Genomic DNA, 19,176 nt, shown 5'->3' with positions numbered 1-19,176 from the left:
CGGGCCGCAGGCCAACCCGCTCAGCCGTAGGCCCGCGCCTGGAGCGCGGACAGCTCGGCGTAGGGGCCCGATCCGGCGGCGAGGGTGGCGTGGTCGCCCGACTCCACCACCTGGCCGTCCTCGAGGACGACGATCAGGTCGGCCGAGCGCACGGTGGAGAACCGGTGGGACACCAGGACGGTGACCCCGCCGGTCCTGGCCGCGACGCGGCCGGCGTGCTCGGCGTAGCGCTGGAACAGGTCGTGCTCCGCCTCGGGGTCCAGCGCCGACGCCGGCTCGTCCAGGACCAGCAGCAGCGGCGCCTCCCGCATCATCGCCCGCCCCAGCGCGAGCTTCTGCCACTGCCCGCCGGACAGCTCCGCCCCGTCGGCGAAGCTCTTGCCCAGCTGGGTGCGTGCGCCGTCGGCCAGGTCGTCGAGGACACCGGCGGCCTGGGCGCGGTCCAGCGCCGCTCGCACGGCCGGCTCGGACCGGACCCGGGGCAGGTCACCGACGCCGACCGCCTCCTGGGCCGAGAGCTCGTAGCGCACGAAGTCCTGGAACCCCGCAGCGATCCGGGCGTGCCACTCGCCAAGGGGCATGGCGTGCAGGTCCGTCCCGTCCACGAGAATGCGGCCGGCCGAGGGCCGGTAGAACCCGCACAGCAGCTTGACCAGCGTCGACTTGCCGGCACCGTTCTCGCCGACGAGTGCGACGGTGGCGCCGGCGGGGAGGCGGAGGTCGACCTCGCGCATCACCGGGGCGTCCGTGCCGGGATAGGCGAACGTCACCCCGGCGAGCTCGATCCCGGTACGCAGCCGACGCGGCGGCCGCGTGCGCGGCGTCGGTGCCGCGGACGAGGTCACCGCGGCGCCGACCTCGGCGAGCCGGCGGTAGGCGCCGGCCGCCCGCTGGAGGTCCTGTAGCAGGGTGACCGCCGTCGCGACCTGCTGGTTCACCTGGCCGGCGAGCACGATGACCACCACGACGTCGCCGACGCCGCGCCGCCCGTCGGCCGCGTCCTGCACCACGAGCAGCACGCCGCCGACGTAGGCGAGCGCGAACACGAGCTGCCCCGCCGCACGGACCCAGGTCGCCCTCAGCTGGGCGCGCCACAGGCCCCGCGTCGCCGTGGCCCACAGCCGGCCGTGCCTGGCCCGCAGCTCGTCCTGGACCCCGCACACCCGCAGTTCGCCCGCCGCCCGGGGCGAGGTGGCCAGGTGGAACAGGTTGAGCGCGGCCCTGGTCGGCTCGGCGGTCGCCGTTCTGGCGCGGTCGACGGTCCGCTCGGCCCAGCGCCCGGCGAGCAGGGGCGGCACCGCCGCGACGGGGAGGAGCAGCAGCACCGGGTTCCGCGCGGCCAGCAGGGCCGCGGTGAGGGTCACGGCGAGGACCAGGCCCAGACCGTTCAGCAGCGCCTCCAGGCCGGTGCGGAACTGCCGGCCCTCCTGGCGCAGCACGGTCAGCGCGTCGGCGTGCTCGGCCAGCTCGTGGTGCTCGATGCCCGGCGACCCGTTCGACACCTCGATCAGGCGCTCGTCGAAGTCCAGCTCGGCCAGCTCGGCGATCTCGTAGTAGGCGAGGTGCGCGAAGTGGCCGAGGGTAAGCACCATGACCGCCAGCACGCCCGCCGTCACCCCGGCGAGCGCCGCCCGGCCGCCGTCACCGGAGACGATCTCGACGACCATCCAGCCCAGCGCCGCCGCCAGCAGCGGAGCCGCGACGGCACCGGCCACCATCAGGGCCACGGCCAGTGCGGTCCGGCCCCGGCTCGTCCGCCAGGCGGTCGTGGCCATCGTTCGGGCACCGGCGAGGAGCCCGTTCACCGGGTTGGTTCCCCGGCGCCGGTGAGCCGGTCGGCCTGCAACCGGAACAGCCGGGCGTAGCTCCCGTCGCGGGCCATCAGCTCGGCGTGGCTGCCCTGCTCGGTGACCCGGCCGTGCTCGAGGACGACCACGAGGTCGGCATGGCGCACGGTCGAGAACCGGTGCGAGATCAGCAGCGTCGTGGCGCCCTCGGCGAGGCGGCTGAACTCCTCGAGAAAGCCGGCCTCCACCCGCGGGTCGAGGCTCGCCGTCGGCTCGTCCAGCACCACGATCGGCGCCCCGTGGCGCACCGCGAACAGCGCCCGGGCGAGCGCCACGCGCTGCCACTGCCCGCCGGACAGCTCCGCTCCCCCGCGCAGGTGCCGGGCGAGCGGGGTGTCCAGACCGCGGGGAAGCCGGCCCACCGGGCCGGCCAGCCCGACCGACGCCACGAGGTCGGCGATGGCCTGCCGGTCGTCCAGGTGGGCGACGGCGCCGAGCCCGATGTTGTCGGCGACCGACGCCTCGTATCGCACGAAGTCCTGGAAGATCACGCTGAGCCTGGCCCGCCATTCGGGGAGCGGGAAGGCACGGATGTCGACGCCGTCCAGCCTGATCGCGCCGGCGGTGGGCTCGTAGAGCCGGGCCAGCAGCTTGACCAGCGTGGTCTTGCCCGCGCCGTTCACCCCGACGAGGGCGGTACAGCGGCCGACGGGAATCGTCAGGTCCAGACCGTCGAAGACCATCCGGCGCTGGCCCGGGTAGCGGAACGAGACCTTGTCGAACCGGATCGTGCCGACCGGTTCGGGCACCGCCGCTCCCGACGAGGGCTCCGGCGGAGGAGGGACCTGGTCGGCGAAGCGGCGGACGGCGTCCCAGGCGCTCATGCCGATCACCGTCGGCATGTCCGCCTCGGGGTAGTGCTCCGCCAAGCGCAGCATGCCGAGCGTGGCCTGCGCGACGAGCACGACGTCGGCGAGCCCCAGCGAGTGCCCGCTCGCGCCGAGTATCCCGAGGACCAGCCCGGTGACCGCCAGCCCCAGCACCGAGAGCCAGACGAACGGCCACAGGTAGATGCGCCGGCGCTCGGCCCAGAGCGGGCGCAGGAAACGGAGGTGGGTCTCGCGCAGGCGCGCGCGCAGCCAACCGGCCAGGCCGAAGACCCGGATCTCCTTGCCCGCCTCGGCTCCGGCGGCCAGGCCGCGCAGATAGTCGATCTCCCGTTCGTCGGCGGCGAGTCGAACCCGCACGTCGGCGTAGCGCCGCAGCCCGCCGCGCTGCCCGTGGCGGAACAATAGGACCACGCCGACCAGGACCGCGGCGGCCGACCAGGAGAACACGACGCCCAGCGCGACGGCGTACCCGGCGAGCTCGGTGTAGCGGGCGACCAGCGCCAGCAGGCCGGTGGCGGCCCGGCCCGGGCTCCGCACGCCGAACTCCACCTCCCGCGCGGCGGTCCGCAGCGCGTCGAGGGCCTGCTGGTCCTCGAGCGGACCGAGTCCGGGGCTGCGCAGCGCCGCCGCCATCAGCTCGTCGAACACCCCGCCGTCCACGCGGCGCGCGGCGAGCTCGGCGAGGGCGCGCTCGGCCGGTGCGAGCAGCTGCCTGGCGACGAACGCGGCGGCCGCCACGCCGAACGCCGCGACGAGCGCGCTCCACGCCGCCGAGTCCGAGCCGGCCTCGACGGCCGCCGGAACTCCTCCGAGCACCAGTGCCGTCGCCACGGCGAACACGACCGGCAGCACGCCCAGCAGCAGGTTCGCCCCGGCCAGCGCCGCGACGAGCCCGGAACCGGCGCGGGGCAGCAGCGCGGCGATGTCCCGCCGGGCGGTGAGCTGCCGCAACCAGGAGCGTCGTGCCATGCCGCTATCCGGCCGCCCTGCCCCGCGCCAGGTACTCCGCGCAGCTGGGCAGACCCCGGTCCGAGATGACCTCGTTGAGCGTGCCGAAGTCGACCCGCGGCACCTCGGTCAGCAGCCGGGTGATCGGCGTCCGGTACTTGCCCGCGATGTAGCGGTAGTTCTGGCGGGCGGACCTCGCGTTGTCGCCGTGGTCCTTCTCGTGTGGGTAGTGGATGGAGGCGGCTGCCCTGTTCACGCTGAACCGCGCGCCGTCGCGGTGCAACCGGTAGGCGAGGTCGAGGTCCTCACCGCCCCACTGCCGGAACGCCTCGTCGCACATGCCCACCGAGCGCAGCTGCTCTGTCCGCGCCGACAGGTGGCAGCCCCAGGCCATCAGCCACGGCGCGGGAACGTGTCCGAAGTGGTCGGTGTACCGGGTGTAGAACGGCTCGCGGAGGTCCGGCCACGCTCCCCGCGCGGCCATCGCCGCGATGGTGGCGTCGAGGTCGTCGAGGTCGACGAACGCCCGGATGCGTTGCGCGTCGTCGTTGTCGAGGTTGAAGCAGTACACGTACCCGTTCACCACCCGCGGGTGCGGCGTGGCGTCGTGGTCGTCCACATGGGCCCGCAGACATCCCGAGTGGAGCAGCACACCGGAGTCGACGAACACGCAGATGTCGCCGCGGGCGTGCTCGATGCCCACGTTGCGTGCGCGGGCCAGCCGGTAGCCCTCGTCGGACTGGAAGAAGTACCGCAGGTCGAGCCGGTCGGCGAACCCCTGGGCCAGTTCGGCGGTGCCGTCGCTCGAGCCGTCGTCGACCACCAGCACCTCGAACTGGTCTCCGGGTAGGGTCTGCCGGGCGAGCGAGGTGAGCGTGAGCTCGAGCAGCCGCCTGCGGTTGTAGGTCGGAACGATGACACTGCACCGCGTCGGGCTACCCACGGGCTCCTCCCCGCGCCGCCGCGACCCGCTCGACGATTTCGGCCGCCCGCCGTGCGCCGTCGTTGGCCCGGTAGGACTTCTGGACCCGGGCCACCGCGTGCCGGATCGGACCGTCCGGGTCGAGCAGCCGCGCGAGCGCGGCCATCGCCGAGTCCGTCGTCAGGTCCGCCGGGTCGACGGCGATCCCGGCGCCGGCCCTCTCCACCAGGCGCGCCTGCAACGGTTGGTCGCTGGCCAGCGGGACGACGAGCAGCGGCACGCCGCTGTAGAGGCCCTCCATGACCGAGTTGGCACCGCCGTGGGTGACGAACGCGTCGGCGTGGGCGAGCATCTCGAGCTGCGGTGCGTAGCACGTGGTGATCACGTGGTCCGGCAGCTCCTCGGCGCGCTGGTCCACCGCCTCCGAGCTGATCACCAGACACGCGCCGAGCTTGCCTGTCGCCTCGACCAGCGCCTCGACCACACCGTGGATTGTGAGTCCGGTGTGGACACTTCCGAACGACGCGTAGACGAGCTGCCGGTCCTCAGGGACCAGGTGGAACGGGAACTCGGTCTCGTCGCCTCGATGTCGCGGGGTGATGGTGGGTCCGACGAGCGAGGTGTTGGCCGGTGGGCTGACGTTGCCGACGAGCTCCTCGGTACCGAACACCACGTTGGCCGTCGGTGAAGGACACTCGAAGAGGCGGAAGTCGGGGTCAAGTCCGTACCGGGCGAACAGGTCCGCTCTCGGTGCCACGACAGCGGACATGTCGCCGCGGTAGGCCGGGCCGAAACCCGGCGGGTGCACGAGCTTCAGTCCCGCGCATACGCCGACCCAGGGCAGCTCCGCCAGCTCACAGGCGATGATTCCGGGGTAGGACATGGTGTCCACGACGGCGACGTCCGGCCGCAACCGGTCCAGCAGCGCGCGGACGTCCTCGAGCAGGTGCGGCACGGGGGCCAGCAGGAACGAGTGGTAAACCGCCCAGACCCGGGCCGGGTCACGCGCGACCGCCGCCATCTGCCGAGGTCCGGCGAGGATGCCGGCGGGCAGGGCCGGGGTGTCGAGGAGCTCGACGCCCACCTCGGCCAGCTGCGCCCGGTCCGCCGGACCGACGGCGGCCGGCAGGGGGAGCCAGCTGACCCGGTGGCCACGCGCCAAGAGGTGCTGCACGACGCCGACGAGCGGGTTCAGGTGTCCTTTGGACGCGCTGTCGCCCACCTGCAGGGAGATGACCAGTACGTGGTGCCCGTTCACGCGGCTGCCACCGCCGCGGCGAGCGCCCGCATCCGGGCAACCTGGTCGGCCACCAGCGCGGACTCCACTGGCGACAGATCGGGAACCCGGAACTCACCGTCGGGGAGGCGGGCGAGGCCACCGAGGTAGACCAGCTCGTCGTTGCGAGAGCTGACCCGGCGCGGGCCGGCGACGGGAACCGTGCCGCCGTCGAACCAGGCGTCGACGAGGCGCGCGACGTGGCCGATCGCCCTGTCCGCGGGTGGATGGTCCCGCTCGAACTCGGCGGCCGTCAGCGCGGCGACCGCGACGGCGACCCGGCCGTGCGGGTCGTCCGACGGCACGTGACCACGCCGCTCGAACACGGCCGCCATCCGCTCCGGGTGCCGGATCCAGGGCAGCCGGAAGGAGTTCGCCGCGGCCTGGAGTCTCGCCGTGACGACCGTCCACGGCAGCGCGCCGACCCGTTCGAGAAGCCCTGGTACCGCCGACAGCACGGGAACCGGTCCGAGCCCGTGCATGCCGGTGACGGGCAGCTCGTGTGGTTCCAGGTCGACGGCCCAGCCGGCGGCGAGCACGTCCCGGCAGCGCTGCGCGTCGAGCTGCATGCCCACGCCGAACACGGACTCGTGACCGGCGACCTCCGCAAGCCTGGCGCAGAACAGTTCGACCGGGTTGGTCACCACGAGCACGGGACGGTCCCGCCAGGTCCCCGGGTCGAGAAACCGTTCGATCAGCCGGTGGTTGCGCCGCGCGACGACGAGACGGCCGGCCTCCACCTCCACACACGACCGCAGCGCCACGGCCTCGTCGTCGGCGACGCAGACCAGCACGGGGGCGCGGTTGTCGGCCAGTTCCGCGAACACCGCGGGGGTGACGTTGCGCCCGAGGCGAAGGGCCCGACGCGGTTGGCTGGTGACCGCCGCGAAATTCCGGTGCGGGTGCCGGTCGGCGATCTGTCTGAGCACATTGCTTCCCACTTTTCCCAGACCCCATACGACGAGGTCGGGCGGGCTGGTGAAGCGGTGCCCAAGATCTAATTTCTCGGGTAATTCTCCAACGGTCACTCACGGGAGTATGCCCAGGCCCGCGAGCGGTGGTCAACACCAAACCGAAATTTGCTCGCGTTATGGGACGGGAATTTATGAATTCATTCGGATGAATCGAATGGTCCATTGTGGCCGGATTTTCTCGGCCGCCGCGGTTGTTTCTCCGTCGTCGTCAATCGGAACAGATCCGGGCGGGCGTAGTGCCCGACCACGTCGAGGTCCAGGTAGGCGCCGTCGAGCAGGTCGAGGTCGATCTCGGTGACCAGCACGTCCCGCCGGTCGAAGACCGGCCCCGCGAGCAACGCGCCGAACGGGTCGACGACGCAGCTGCCGCCGCGGATCAGGACCTCCTCCTCCACATCGGTCGGGAAGTCCGGCGGGTAGTCGGCGCGCACCGCGAACTGGGCGGCGGACAGCACGAAGCACCGGCCCTCGACGCCGATGTGTCGCATGCTCGCCGCCCAGGTGTCCCGGCAGTCGACGGTGGGAGCGCAGTAGATCTCCACTCCCTGCTGGTACAGCGCGCCGCGGTAGAGCGGCATGTAGTTCTCCCAGCAGATCGCCATCCCGACCCTGCCGAGGTCGGTGTCCACGACGGCCACATCGGAGGCGTCACCCTGGCCCCAGATCAGGCGTTCCGTGCCGGTCGGCACGAGCTTGCGGTGGTGGCCGAGGAGGCTGCCGTCGGGGGCGAACAGCAGCGCCGTGCAGTAGAGCGTGTGGCCGGCACGCTCGATCACCCCGACCACGACGTGCGCGCGGTGCGCGGCGACGGCGGCCCGCAGCAGATCGAACTCCGCACCGGGGATCTCGATCGCCGACCGGCGGTAGCGGGCGAACAGCGCGCGCCCCTCCTCGGTGCGGGAGCCGACGGTCGCCCCGAAGGTCACGCCCTTCGGGTACCCGCCGACGAACGCCTCCGGGAACACCACCAGCTCAGCGCCACCGGAGCTCGCGTCGGCCAGCAGCGCCTCGAAACGACCCAGCGTCTCCGGCAGGTCGAACAGCAGCGGCGCGGCCTGTACGACCGCGACGGTGCGACTTCTCATGACGTCCCTCCCGGACTGGCGGCAGCCGTGGGCGCGGCGAAGCGGGCGAACTCCCACGGGTCGTGGGCGGAGAACACCGCCACCTCGTCCCCGTGGGTCGCGGCCAGCTCACGCAGCCGGGCATGGGTGCCCAGCCGCAGGTCCCGGTGCACCTCGGCGCGGGTCTGGATGACATCGAGCAGCGGGTGCGGCTCCCGGTGCTCGCCGAGCTCGCGGTGGTAGTAGTACGCGTCGCCGGCGTGCAGGAGCCATCGCTCGCCGTCGGGCACGGCCACTCCGGTGTGTCCCGGCGTGTGCCCGCCCAGGGGCACCAGCAGCAGCTCGGGGACGCCCCGCACCCGCATGGCGTCGAACCCGAACCACCGCTCCTCGCGGGCCGGGCCGTACACCTCCCAGCGCGGTCCGTGCGCCCAGTGGGCCGGCCGGTACCGCGGGCCGTAGCTCCCGGACAGCGCCGCGGCCAGCTCGCTCGCCAGGACGTGCACCGAGGCCCGGGGGAAGTCGGGCAGCCCGCCGCAGTGGTCGACGTCGAGGTGGGTCACCACCACGTGGCGCACGTCGGAGGGGTCGTGGCCGAGCCGCTCGACCTGGCGCAGGGCGGTCTCGGACTCGCGCAGCGCGGGTTCGCAGAACGCGACCCAGTCGGCGTCCAGCGACCCGCCGGGGTCGCGCACGTCGTCGAGGCCGAGGCCGGTCTCGACCAGCACCAGCCCCGCCGTGTCGGTCTCCACGAGCAGGCAGTGGTTCACCACCGGAGCCGGGGACAGCCCGGGGTAGGTGGCCTCGATCGTGCGGACCGAACCGCAGTTGAGGTGGTGGACCCTCATCTCGCTCCCTTCGCCGCGAGGGCCAGGTCGGCCACCTGCCTCGCCGTGGATCGGACGACTGTGGCGTCGCGGCGGACCCTGGCGAGCAGCAGCGCGCCCTGGATCGCCGAGACCACGAGCACGGCGACGGCCTCGGCGTCCTCCACCCGGTGCCGGCGCAGCAGCTCGGCCATTCCGGCGAGCCAGCTCGAGTAGGTGCCATCGCAGGCGGCCCGGATCGGCTCGCTGTCCGCGGCGGCGTCCAGGGCGACGGTGGCCACCGGGCAGCCGGCCCGGTAGTCCGAACGCTCCAGCTCGGCGGCGAACAGCTCGGCCACCGCCATGATCGCCTCGCCGACGTCTTCGGCCCGCGCCGCCGTGGCGGCCATCGCCGTGCCCAGCTCGGCGCCGGCCATGCTCACCGCCTCGGCGGCGAGCTGCTCCTTGCCGCCCGGGAAGTGGAAGTACAGCGAGCCCTTCGGCGCCGAGCCCTCCTCGACAACCTGGTTCAGGCCGGTGGCGCCGTAGCCCTGCCGTTGGAACAGCCGGGCCGCGGCGCGCAACATCCGCTCCCGGGACTCGCCTCGCCTGGCCACGGCGAAACTATGACGACCGGTCTACTGATTGTCAAGATCACCGACAAGCTCGGAGGTCCGCCGCGGCGACCGCGACCCGGACGGCGTCGCCCGGGCCCTCGGTGAGGACCGCCGTGGTCACCGCGGTGAGCGAACCGGCCGGGGTGTCCAGGTCGAGCCGGAACGCACCGCCGAGGGGGACGACCCGGCGCAGGACACCCTCGACCACGACCGCGTCGGGTGGGGGCGGTGCGGACCCGGCGAGCGGTCGGCAGCGCTCGGGCCGGGCGACCAGCAACACCTCCCGGCCGGTGAGCGCGGGCGGGAGCTGGGTGGTGAACCCGAGCAGCGTCGCGCACTCCTGGTCGGCCGGCGCGTCCAGGACCTCGGCGGTCGGGCCGAGCTGACGGATCTCGCCGTTCACCAGCAGGGCGGTGCGGTCGGCGAGTGCACGGGCCTCCTCCCGGTCGTGGGTGACGAGCAGGACGGCGGCGCGCTGCCGGTCGAGCGCGGCACGCAGGTCGGCGAGCAGATCGGTGCGGGTGGTCGCGTCGAGGCCGGTGAACGGTTCGTCGAGCAGCAGCACCCGCGGACCGACGGCGAGCGCCCGGGCGATGGCGACCCGCTGGGCCTCGCCCCCGGACAGGGTTCTGGCGTCGCGGCCGGCGAGCTGTGCGACGCCGAGCGCGTCGAGCCAGGGCCGCGCCCGGTGCCGTGCCTCGCCGCGCCGCACCCCGCGCAGCCGGAGACCGGCCGCGGCGTTGTCGAGCACGGTCGCGCGTTGCAGCACGGGGCGTTGCAGTACCGCGGCGACCGCACGCCGGAGCTCGGTGGTCGTGGCGGTCCGTCCGTCGAGCAGGACCGAGCCGGACCGCGCCGCACCGCCCAGGTGCGCGAGCGCACGCAGCAGCGTCGACTTCCCCGAGCCGTTGGGCCCGAGAACGGCGAGGGTCTCCCCCGCCGGAACGTCCAACCGCGACACGGCGACGACCTCCCGGCCGCCCGCGCTGACCCGCAGATCGCGGCAGCCGATGCTCACCGCGGAGCCGTGGTGCGGTGCTGGGCGAGCGTGACGGCGAGGTTGACCGCGAACGCGATGACCAGCAGCACCAGGCCGAACGCGATCGCCAGGGCGAACTGGCCGCGGCTGGTGGCGAGCACCGCGGCGGTGGTGAGCACCCGCGTCTCCCCCGCGAGGTTGCCACCGACCATCTGCGCAGCGCCGACCTCGCTGACCACGGCGCCGAACCCCGCCATCGCGGCCGCCAGCAGCGGCAGCCTCGCCTCGGCCAGCAACGCGCCGAGCGCGCGGACCCTCGTGGCGCCCAGCGCGCGCATCTGGAGCAGGAAGTCGGGGTCGACCTGGCGCAGGGCCGCGGCCGTCAGCGCCACCACGATCGGCACGGCGATTGCCGCCTGGGCGACCACCATCGCGGTGGGGGTGTAGAGCAGGCCGAGCGCACCGAGCGGACCGTCGCGCCACAGCAACACGGTGACGAACAGCCCGACCACGACCGGCGGGAGGCCCATCCCGGTGTTGGCGACCGCGAGCAGCACCTGCCGCCCCCGGAAGCGGCCGAGCGCGAGCGCCGCGGCCACGGGAACCCCGAGCAGGACGGCGATGGCCGTCGCGGTGAGCGAGACGCGCAGGGTCAGCCCGGTGATCTCCCAGGTCTGCTCGTCCCCGGTCAGCAGCAGCCGCAGTGCCTCGAGCAGGCCCTCGCCGAGCACGTCCACGCGGTCAGTTCCCCAGGTTCGCTTCGTCCTTGCCGGCGTCCGGGACGAACAGGGGCTGACCGCCCTCCTCGGTGCCGAAGTCGCCGATCATCCGCTGCGCCCGGGGCCCGACGATCCAGTCGGCGAAGGCCTTGGCCCCGTCGGGCTGGACCCGGTCGCCGGCGCGCTCGGTCAGCTCGATGACGTGGTAGATGTTCAGCAGGGCCTTGTCACCCTCGCTCAGCACCTCCAGCCGCAGGTTCGCCCGCTGCGCGAGGTAGGTCGCCCGGTCGGTCAGCGTGTAGGCGGCCGTCTCGCTGGCCACCTGGAGCGTCGCGCCCATGCCCTGTCCGGTCGACCGATACCACTGTCCCTTCGGGTCGATCTGGTTCTGCTCCCAGAGCCGCTCCTCGCGGGCATGCGTCCCGGACTCGTCGCCGCGCGAGACGAAACCCGCCTTCGCCGTGGCTATCGCCCGCATCGCCCGCGCGCTCGGGAGGTCACGCACCCCGGCCGGGTCCTCCGGCGGGCCGACGATCACGAAGTCGTTGTGCATGACCAGGCGGCGCTCCCCCGCCGTGCCCTCGGCGACGAAGTCCAGCTCGGCCTCCGGAGAGTGGACGAGCAGGACGTCGGCCTCTCCCCGCCGACCCAGCTCGATGGCCTGCCCGCTACCCACGGCAAGCGGTTTGACCTTCCACCCGGTGTCCTCGGTGAAGGCCGGCAGCAGCTCGTCGAGCAGCCCCGAGTCCTGCGTGCTCGTGGTGGTGGCGAGGATCAGCGACCGCTCGGCCGACGGGCCGGCGGCCTGGTCGGTACCGCCACAGGAAACGACCGAGACGAGGACTGCCAGGAACGCCAGCAACCGAGACACAGGCCGTCCTCTCCGCTGAGCCACTCTGCGTGTGTACAGTATACAACAGGCTGTTCCGGTCAAAGGCAACGAACGGTGGGTGTGGACGTCCCCTGACGATGAACGCTGTGCGGAGGCGCCGGGTGTGGGTGTTCGTCGCGGTGGTACTGGTCGGGCTGGGCGCCCTGGCCGGTGCGGCGTTCCTGCCGTGGAGTGCGAACCACTTCGGCTACGCGCTGCCCGGCGACCAGGGGCTGCCCTACCGCGTGGAGTACGGCGACCGCGACTACCGCAGCCACGTGACGTGCGCCGGCGCCGACTGGTGCGAGCCCGGCACGCGCCGCGCGGACGTGGGAACCCCGTACTGCACTCCGCGTGCGGAGCTGGAACTCGGTCGGCTGCACCGCGTCGGCGAGGTCCCCACGCTGTGGGGGTCGCCCCACGCCATGTTCCTCACCATGGAGCCTCAACCCGGCACGACCCCCATCGCCGTCCTCGTCGAGGCGACCGACGGCTGCTACGTCAGCTTCATCCTGATGGGCGGGCCGTAGCTATGGTGGACCGGTGACTCGTCAGGTGTCGGCCAGCCGCGTCGTCGAAGCGCCGGCCCGGGAGATCTTCGAGCTGCTCGCCGACCCCGCGAACCACCCGGTGATCGACGGGTCCGGGACCGTTCGCGGGTCGAGGAGCACCGGACCCCGGCGGCTGGAACAGGGCTCGCGGTTCGGCATGGACATGCGGCTCGGCCTGCCCTACCGGATCCTGAACACCGTCGTCGAGTTCGAGGACGGCAGGAAGATCGCCTGGCGGCACTTCGCCGGGCACCGCTGGCGCTGGGAGCTCGACGACCTCGGCGACGGCCGGACCGAGGTGACCGAGACCTTCGACTGGTCCACCGCACGGTTCCCCAAGGTCATCGAGCTGCTCGGCTTCCCCGCCCGCAACCGCGAGGGGATCGAGGCCACCCTCGACCGCCTCCCCGGCATGTTCCCACGAGCGACCTGAGCCGATCCCGCTTCGCCTCAGACCACCTCGACGCTGTAGACGACCACGTGGTGGTCGGAGTAGGCGGAGTTCCCGACGCCGCACCACCGCGTCGTCTCGGTGCTGAAGATGTAGTCGATCTTGTAGCCACCGTCGTGGGTGTCCCGGTCGGAACCGTTGTCGCACTCCGCGTACCGCCCCCCGTACACCCCCGCCGGCCACAGCCAGGCCCGGGAGTTGCCGGCGAAGTACGGCGGCTCGACGTTGAAGTCGCCGCCGAAGGCCACGTTCTGGTAGCCGTCGACGACGGCCTTGATCTCGGCGAGCTGGTCGTCGGCGTACTCCCAGCTGGGCTGGTCGGGGTTCCCGCCGGCCGGGGTGAGGTGCAGGTTGCAGAGCCGGAGGTTCCAGTAGGTGGCCGTCGCGCAGTGGAACGGTCGGTTCTGGCCGGTCCACGGTTGGGTCGTGGGGTATGCCCGCGCGTCGGCGAGTCCGGCCTTCACGACGATGGCGGTGCCGATCCGGTCGTTGCGGCCGGTGTCCTCTCCACACTTGTTGTTTGTCCGCACACCGTCCTCGGACCACTGGTACGGCTGGAAACTGCGGCTCCAGCCGGCCCCGAGCTGGTTCATCAGCGCGGTGAGGTCGTTCTCGCAGACCTCCTGGAGCAGCACGGCCTGGACGAAGCTGTTGGTGACGTGGTGCTTCACCACATCGATCTTGTCCTGCGGTGTCCCGGTGTTCGCGCAGCCCCAGGACGGCCGCTGGGAGCCGCACATGTTCCACGACATCACCTGGAGGTTCTTCGGCTCGGCGGCGGCCGCCGGGGCCTGGGCCAGGCCGGCGAGCCCCAGGGCCACCACCGCCAACCCTCCGAACAGGACTCGGCGCACTCGGGTGCGTTGGTTCATCTCGTCTCCCAACTCCTAGCCGGTCATGAACACCAACAGGGCGAGCGCGGCGGCCGCGGCGAGGCCACCCCCGATGGTGACCGTGCGCAGGCTCCGGCGCAGGGTCGTGTCCCACGCCTCGCCGGCCCGGCTCGCGAAGCGCGCCAGCGGGGTGAGGGCGCGGCCGAGGCCGAAGCCGGTCCCGGTGAGAACCGCCGTGAGAAAGTCCGGTGTGGACAGCAGCAGCGCGGCGGCCAGGACGTAAGGGACCGTCGACGAGACATAGGTACGTACGCCGGTGCCCAGCTCGAAGCCGAACTGGAGGGAGCCGCGTGCCACGTTCGCGGTCAGCACCTCGCGCGGCACCTGGCGCGCGTTCTGGGGCAGTGGGAACCTGACCAGGCCGGCGTCCCTGGCGACGCCGACGGCGGCGAGCGCGACGACGACCCCGGAGCGCACCGCCTCTGGGGCGGGTGCGACCAGGCCGCTGGCCGCGTACAGCACCACCGCGCTCACCGCCCCACCCAGCACCAGCCCGGTGCTGAACAGTCCGAGCGCGACACCTTGCCTCGTCCGGCCCCGCCACCCGGGCGAGGTCAGCGCTACAGCGCTGTTCCTGGTTCAAACCGAGCCGGACAGCGTGAACCCGGCCAGGCCGCCGAGCACCGCCCACGCGGCGACCGCCCAGCCGGCCAGGGCGAGCGCGACCGCGCCCGCGGCCAGCACCAGCAACGGCGCCAGCGGATGGGTCAGCCCGCGCCGGGCGGAGGCGGGGTACGGCCTGGTCACACCGCGCCGCCGGCGAGGGTGCGCCAGGTCTGCTGCCCGACCACCCCGTCCGCGGACAACCTGTTCTGCAGCTGGAAGTCGCTCGCCGCGGCACGGGTGGCCGATCCGAACACCCCGTCGACGGTCAGCCGGTAGCCGTACCGGTTGAGCTGCACCTGGGCCGCACGGACCTGCTGGCCGTTGTCACCGGAGCGGGTCGTGACGGCCAGGACCGGCCAGGTCGCGGTGTCCACGATGCCGGTGACCGACAGCCCGCGAGCCGTCTGGAACGAGCGCACGGAGGTTGTCGTCCCCGACCCGAACACACCGTCCACTGTGGTCGCGAAGCCGTGGTGGGTGAGCAGGTGCTGGATACTGGACACCGTCTCGCCACGCGCGCCCGAGCCGACCCTGGGCCAGCTCACCGTCTGCGGGCAGCCGCACTCGGTGGTCCACCGGCAGATCGACCGGACCCATCCGGACGCGGTCGACCGGTAGCCGTCGTGGCAGCGCCGCTCGATGTGGCACGAGCACGTACCGCAGGCCTGGTCGTAGCGCCACAGCCAGCCGTCGTAGCTACCGGACAGGCACGCGTTGGGCCGCAGCCGCCAGGTGACCTGGTCGTCCTTGTGGAAACCGAGGTTGGGCCCGGAGGTCTCGCACGCGTCGGCGAAGATAGTGCTCGGGCCGCAGCCCGGCGAGCAGTTGTGGTCCGCGGCGTAGGACGGGCAGGTCGGGTAGATGTCGTACCCGTCGGCCACGGCTCGGCGCACCGTCGGGAACACCGTGCCGAGCACGGACAGCCCGAGGGCGCCGCCGGCCCGCAGGACCGCACGTCTGGTCGGCGCCCAGCCCCGCACGGACAGTCGGGCGGTCCGCGGACGCCACTCGACGGGCACACCGGGTTCGGTTCCGCGCAGCGGTGGGACGATCGTGGTCACGTCTGGCCTCCTGTCAGCGGGTCCGCACCGGGTCGAGCAGCTCGCGGACAGCCGCCCTCGACCCCACCGGGGCGGCGGCGCCGATCCGGCCGTCGTCGTCGACCAGTACCGCGAACGGCGTGGCGAGCGCGCCGTAGGCGGCGAACAGGTCGCCCTGATCGGGGTGGACGGTGACGCCGGCGGGCGGTGGGTCGGGCGCGGCTCCCTCGTACAGCGCGTGCACCGGGATCCGGTCCCCGACCTCCCCGGCGGTCTCCTCCAGCACCTCGGTGCAGGTGTGGCAGGTCGGGCTCAGGAACAGCAGCACCGCCGGGAGCCGGGTGCCGAGCCGGTCCAGGTCCGGCGCGCCGGTGCCCGGTCGGGCACCGCTCCGCGCGGTGTGCCGGACCGTGCCCGAGGACAGCGCGTGCACCTGGCGGACCAGGCCGGACACGACGAGGGCGAGGAGCAGCAGGGCAACCCAGGTCACGATCAGCGCGCTGGTCTGGAAGCTCACGGGACCACCTCGTGATGTCGGTCGGGGGCCGGGTCGTGCATCGCTGCTGGCAGGTGCCAGAGCAGGGTGCCGATCGTGAGCGCGGCGAGCAGGGCCACCACCAGCGGCGGGTCGACCCGGGTGAGCGGCCGGACCACGGCGGCGGCCGTGGCGGCGAACGCCGCCAGCGCGGCCAGGGTGACCGCCCGGACCATCACCCACCGACCCATCGGCACCTCGGCCCCGCCGCAGCCGCACGGCCCGCCGCGGCCGCTCCTGGCGACGTGCCGGCTGTAGCCGCCGTACCCGGCGAACAGCGCGGCCGCGACCGCCAGCGCGGTAGCGGTGAGCGAGCCGGACGCCCGCACCAGTCCGACCAGCAGCGCCGCGGCGACGGCCACCTCGGCCGCCGTCACCGCGCCCGCCACCGGACGCACCGCGTGCCGCGGCACGATCCCGTGCACGGCCAGGGCGAACGGCAACGCGCCGGGGGCCCGTACCCGCTCGGCGACCGCCACGACCAGGACGAACAACACGACGTAGGCGGCGACCGTGGCCGGGAACGCGAGCATGCCGCCTCACCGGGCGTCGAGCAGGCGCAGCCCGAGCCGGTCCACCACTGCCGGTACCCGCTCAAGGTCGGTGGCGGCGAGCGGGAGCACGGTGGTCCAGGTGTCGGCGCCGGCGAGAACGAAGTAGGGGTCGCCGTTGGACAGCCGGTCGGAGAACAGCTCACCGGAGCGGGTCCGGGCACCCTTCCACGCCGGCAGCCGGGTCGCCTGCGGTGCCGAGGGGACGGTCAGCTCGAGCAGGCCGAGCGTGGGAATCTCCTTGACCAGCGTCGCCGGCGCGGCCAAGGCGCTGGCCGGGTCCCGGGGTCGCAGCATCAGGCCGTCGTCGTGCTCGGCGATGCCCAGCGAGTGCAACAGCTCGACGGCCGTGGCCGTGGTCGTGGCGTAGAAGTGGCCGATCAGGCAGTGCCGCCTGCCCTGCCACACGACCAGCAGCAGGTCCTCGGTGATCCGCGACCCCGGCTCGGCGCGGCGGGTGCGCCCGACGAGCAGGGTGCCGCCGTCGAACCGCAGCTCCTCGTCGAAACCGGACAGCCCGAGCGCCGTGGCGACCTCGGCGCCCAGCCCGGTGCTCCCGGCGACCAACTCGTGCCGTCTGCCTCCGACAGTGACCTCCACCGACGACGTGCACGGCCGTCCGAGGTCCAACGGCCCGCTGAGCTCGTACCGGCGACCGTCCAATGCGCGATGCACCACGGTGGCCGCCAGGCCGGTCGCGTCGGTCACGGCCACCCCTCCGCCTCAGGTTGGGTACTCACTGACCTTACGGAGCAACTTGAGGTGAATCTATTACAAACCGTCCTTGAGGGAAATAGCCTTCTCGGTGCCGGGCGGCCCGCCGGGCAGCGGCGTCGTGTCGACGTACCGCACCTCGTACACCCGTGCGGCGAACCGCCAGCCGTCGGCGGTGCGCCGGTAGCGGTCGTGGTAGATCGCGTAGTTGAGGTGCGCGGCGCCGTCGCGCATTCGCCCGAACTCGGCGGTGTAGGCCCGACCGGTCGCCGTGTCCCCCTCGATCCGGACCGTGCCCGGGTGCACCGTCTGGACGAAGTAGTCCCACAGCCCCTGTAGCCGCTCGATGCCGGCGCGGATCTCGGCGCGACCGGTGAACCCGATACCCACGTGGGGAATCCGCCACACTCCGTCCGATGTGAACAGTGCGACGAAGCGGTCGTAGTCGCGCATCGTCCCGGCGTCGGTGAACTCGCCGGCCAGCGCCGCGACCTCGATCCGGTCGGCGACGTCGCGAAAGCCGTCCATGCCTCAGCCCTCGAAGGACTGTGGACCGAACCGCGCCCACGCGAGGACGGCGGCCAGGACGAGGATGGTCAGGGTCACGACGACGCCCTGGGTCTCCCCACGCCGCAGATGGGTGACCGAGGCGCCGGCCATCAGCAGCGCCACCCCGACCGCCGCCAGCGGCACCAGGACCGGTGCGACCTCGAGCAGTGCGGGCAGGACCAGCCCCACCGCGGCCAGGATCTCGAGCATCCCGATAACCTTGACGGTGCCGGGGCCGAACCCCTCGAGGGCTCCCATTCCCGAGGCGACGAGCTTTTCCTTGGACTGGACGAGCTTCGCGACGCCGCTGGCCAGGAAGAGAACGGCCAGCAGCCCGGCGATGCCCCACAGAGCGATGTTCATACCGGTCCGACGAGACGGACCCACGCGTTGTGAGGCGGCGTGCAACCCGGACGGCCCGCCTGTCCGTCCTCCCGCCGGAGGTGCTCACCATGAAGACCTGGTCTCGTGTCACCGTCGCCGCCGTCGCGGCAGCGGCAGCGCTGTTCGTCGTGTTCGCCGCTGTAGGTCAGCAACCCCCGGACGCGTCGCCCGAGGAGGCCCCACCCCCCGCCGCCGGGTGGCGGTGGGAGTCCTACGGCGGGGTCGACGTCCAGGTGCCCGACGAGTGGGGCCACGGCACCACCGGCACGCCGCCCTGCCTGCCCAGCATCGAGCCCGACACCCCCTACGTCGGCCGCCCGGGCGCTGTCGAGTCCATCGGGTGCATGGGCCCGTCCGTACCGGAGCTGGCGGACCGAAGTGCCTACCTGTGGTTCGACTCCAGCGCCAAACCGGGCGTACACACCCACGACGGCGGCTGGGTGGAGGAAACCCGCCTGGTCGCGGGCGTGCCGCTCACGGTGTTCTCCGACGACGCCACCGAGCGCACCCGCATCCTCAACTCGGCCCGCCGCGCGGCCACCGACGGCGAGGCTGGCTGCCCCACCGAGCACCCGGTGTTGACCGGGCCGGACGCGCGCCCGACCCCCGCTCCCGGCGGCCTTCCGGAGGCGGGCGAGGTGCGCTCGGCCACCCTCTGCCGGTATGCGCTGACCGACGTCCTGCGTCCCCGGACGAGCCCCGTGCTGTCGCGGACCGTGCTCTCTGCCGACGAGGCCCGGGCCGTGGTCGCCGCGGTCACGGCGGCACCGCAGGGCGAGGGCCCCAACCAGCCCGAGTCCTGCATCCCCGAGGTCGCCTACGGCGACGAGGTGCTGCTGCTCCTGGTCCGCGACAGCGCCCGAACCCACGAGGTCTTCGTCCGCTACAGCGGCTGCGATGGCCACGGGATGGACGACGGCACCACCCACCGCCGACTCACCCCGGACGCGCTCACGCTCCTGCTGTCCGGCTCGCACCGGCCCACCGCGCTGAACGGCATCGTCGCCGACGTGCTCCGCGAAGCCGGTCGGTAGCGTCGGCCTGCCTGC

Annotated in this window: 23 protein-coding genes; 3 read left to right on the top strand and 20 right to left on the bottom strand. The window is 73.1% G+C overall.

All coding sequences use genetic code 11. The features are described from left to right. Positions 1-20 precede the first annotated feature (20 nt). The 11 genes from BU204_RS01850 to BU204_RS01800 all read right to left on the bottom strand — a co-directional run bounded on the left by BU204_RS01850 (position 21) and on the right by BU204_RS01800 (position 11,853). Positions 21-1,805: an ABC transporter ATP-binding protein gene (locus tag BU204_RS01850; RefSeq protein ID WP_143229252.1), complete on the bottom strand. Its 1,785-nt coding sequence runs from the start codon at positions 1,803-1,805 to the stop codon at positions 21-23. Continuing rightward, complete coding sequence (locus tag BU204_RS01845; RefSeq protein ID WP_075123741.1) at positions 1,802-3,646, bottom strand: ABC transporter ATP-binding protein; 1,845 nt, start codon at positions 3,644-3,646, stop codon at positions 1,802-1,804. The genes BU204_RS01850 and BU204_RS01845 overlap by 4 nt, the downstream gene beginning before the upstream one ends. Before the next feature lie 4 nt (positions 3,647-3,650). Beyond that, entirely contained in the window at positions 3,651-4,568 is a 918-nt protein-coding gene (locus BU204_RS01840; RefSeq protein WP_075123740.1) for a glycosyltransferase, read from the bottom strand. Further along, positions 4,561-5,805 carry a glycosyltransferase gene (locus tag BU204_RS01835; RefSeq protein WP_083660923.1) on the bottom strand — a complete coding sequence of 415 codons (1,245 nt, stop codon included), beginning with the start codon at positions 5,803-5,805 and terminating at the stop codon, positions 4,561-4,563. The genes BU204_RS01840 and BU204_RS01835 overlap by 8 nt, the downstream gene beginning before the upstream one ends. Beyond that, a complete protein-coding gene (locus tag BU204_RS01830) occupies positions 5,802-6,752 on the bottom strand; it encodes a Rossmann-fold NAD(P)-binding domain-containing protein (RefSeq protein ID WP_075123739.1) in 951 nt (316 codons plus the stop codon). Before BU204_RS01830 ends, BU204_RS01835 begins: the two co-directional genes overlap by 4 nt. Positions 6,753-6,934: 182 nt before the next feature. Then, positions 6,935-7,882, bottom strand: a complete 948-nt coding sequence (locus tag BU204_RS01825; RefSeq protein WP_075123738.1) for a carbon-nitrogen hydrolase family protein — start codon at positions 7,880-7,882, stop codon at positions 6,935-6,937. Then, positions 7,879-8,709, bottom strand: a complete 831-nt coding sequence (locus tag BU204_RS01820; protein ID WP_075123737.1) for an MBL fold metallo-hydrolase — start codon at positions 8,707-8,709, stop codon at positions 7,879-7,881. The genes BU204_RS01825 and BU204_RS01820 overlap by 4 nt, the downstream gene beginning before the upstream one ends. Next, complete coding sequence (locus tag BU204_RS01815) at positions 8,706-9,284, bottom strand: TetR/AcrR family transcriptional regulator (RefSeq protein WP_075123736.1); 579 nt, start codon at positions 9,282-9,284, stop codon at positions 8,706-8,708. The genes BU204_RS01820 and BU204_RS01815 overlap by 4 nt, the downstream gene beginning before the upstream one ends. A gap of 37 nt (positions 9,285-9,321) precedes the next feature. Further along, a complete protein-coding gene (locus BU204_RS01810; RefSeq protein WP_075123735.1) occupies positions 9,322-10,302 on the bottom strand; it encodes an ABC transporter ATP-binding protein in 981 nt (326 codons plus the stop codon). After that, positions 10,299-11,000 carry an ABC transporter permease gene (locus BU204_RS01805; protein WP_075123734.1) on the bottom strand — a complete coding sequence of 234 codons (702 nt, stop codon included), beginning with the start codon at positions 10,998-11,000 and terminating at the stop codon, positions 10,299-10,301. Before BU204_RS01805 ends, BU204_RS01810 begins: the two co-directional genes overlap by 4 nt. A gap of 4 nt (positions 11,001-11,004) precedes the next feature. Continuing rightward, positions 11,005-11,853 carry a substrate-binding domain-containing protein gene (locus tag BU204_RS01800; protein WP_198942735.1) on the bottom strand — a complete coding sequence of 283 codons (849 nt, stop codon included), beginning with the start codon at positions 11,851-11,853 and terminating at the stop codon, positions 11,005-11,007. Positions 11,854-11,951: 98 nt separating this feature from the next. On the opposite strand from BU204_RS01800, the gene BU204_RS01795 reads away from it, so the two are divergent. Further along, positions 11,952-12,383, top strand: coding sequence for a hypothetical protein (locus tag BU204_RS01795; RefSeq protein WP_075123732.1), 432 nt, complete (start codon positions 11,952-11,954; stop codon positions 12,381-12,383). 13 nt (positions 12,384-12,396) lie between these two features. Then, positions 12,397-12,837: an SRPBCC family protein gene (locus BU204_RS01790; protein ID WP_075123731.1), complete on the top strand. Its 441-nt coding sequence runs from the start codon at positions 12,397-12,399 to the stop codon at positions 12,835-12,837. A 17-nt stretch (positions 12,838-12,854) separates the two neighbouring features. On the opposite strand, the gene BU204_RS01785 is transcribed toward BU204_RS01790, so the two are convergent. From BU204_RS01785 to BU204_RS01750, 9 genes are all read right to left on the bottom strand, one after another. Continuing rightward, entirely contained in the window at positions 12,855-13,727 is an 873-nt protein-coding gene (locus BU204_RS01785; protein ID WP_075123730.1) for an endonuclease/exonuclease/phosphatase family protein, read from the bottom strand. Between the two features lie 15 nt (positions 13,728-13,742). Next, positions 13,743-14,222, bottom strand: coding sequence for a hypothetical protein (locus BU204_RS01780; protein ID WP_198942734.1), 480 nt, complete (start codon positions 14,220-14,222; stop codon positions 13,743-13,745). Between the two features lie 105 nt (positions 14,223-14,327). After that, positions 14,328-14,495 carry a hypothetical protein gene (locus BU204_RS40550; RefSeq protein WP_198942733.1) on the bottom strand — a complete coding sequence of 56 codons (168 nt, stop codon included), beginning with the start codon at positions 14,493-14,495 and terminating at the stop codon, positions 14,328-14,330. Then, positions 14,492-15,415 (bottom strand): peptidoglycan-binding domain-containing protein, encoded by a 924-nt coding sequence (locus tag BU204_RS01775; protein WP_075123728.1) that lies wholly within the window; start codon positions 15,413-15,415, stop codon positions 14,492-14,494. The genes BU204_RS40550 and BU204_RS01775 overlap by 4 nt, the downstream gene beginning before the upstream one ends. Before the next feature lie 13 nt (positions 15,416-15,428). Beyond that, a complete protein-coding gene (locus BU204_RS01770; RefSeq protein WP_075123727.1) occupies positions 15,429-15,911 on the bottom strand; it encodes a hypothetical protein in 483 nt (160 codons plus the stop codon). Continuing rightward, positions 15,908-16,462, bottom strand: coding sequence for a MauE/DoxX family redox-associated membrane protein (locus BU204_RS01765; RefSeq protein WP_075123726.1), 555 nt, complete (start codon positions 16,460-16,462; stop codon positions 15,908-15,910). Before BU204_RS01765 ends, BU204_RS01770 begins: the two co-directional genes overlap by 4 nt. Before the next feature lie 6 nt (positions 16,463-16,468). Further along, positions 16,469-17,188 carry a hypothetical protein gene (locus tag BU204_RS01760; RefSeq protein ID WP_198942732.1) on the bottom strand — a complete coding sequence of 240 codons (720 nt, stop codon included), beginning with the start codon at positions 17,186-17,188 and terminating at the stop codon, positions 16,469-16,471. Between the two features lie 63 nt (positions 17,189-17,251). Further along, positions 17,252-17,722 carry a nuclear transport factor 2 family protein gene (locus BU204_RS01755; protein ID WP_075123725.1) on the bottom strand — a complete coding sequence of 157 codons (471 nt, stop codon included), beginning with the start codon at positions 17,720-17,722 and terminating at the stop codon, positions 17,252-17,254. 3 nt (positions 17,723-17,725) lie between these two features. After that, positions 17,726-18,106, bottom strand: a complete 381-nt coding sequence (locus BU204_RS01750) for a DoxX family protein (RefSeq protein WP_075123724.1) — start codon at positions 18,104-18,106, stop codon at positions 17,726-17,728. An 89-nt stretch (positions 18,107-18,195) separates the two neighbouring features. Between BU204_RS01750 and BU204_RS01745 the strand changes: the two genes are divergently transcribed. Then, complete coding sequence (locus BU204_RS01745; protein ID WP_075123723.1) at positions 18,196-19,161, top strand: hypothetical protein; 966 nt, start codon at positions 18,196-18,198, stop codon at positions 19,159-19,161. Positions 19,162-19,176: the final 15 nt, after the last annotated feature.

This window comes from Actinophytocola xanthii (assembly GCF_001921205.1).
Taxonomy (GTDB): Bacteria; Actinomycetota; Actinomycetes; order Mycobacteriales; family Pseudonocardiaceae; genus Actinophytocola; species Actinophytocola xanthii.
Note: the sequence above shows the minus strand (reverse complement) of the source record. Positions and strands in the feature narration are given on the sequence as shown.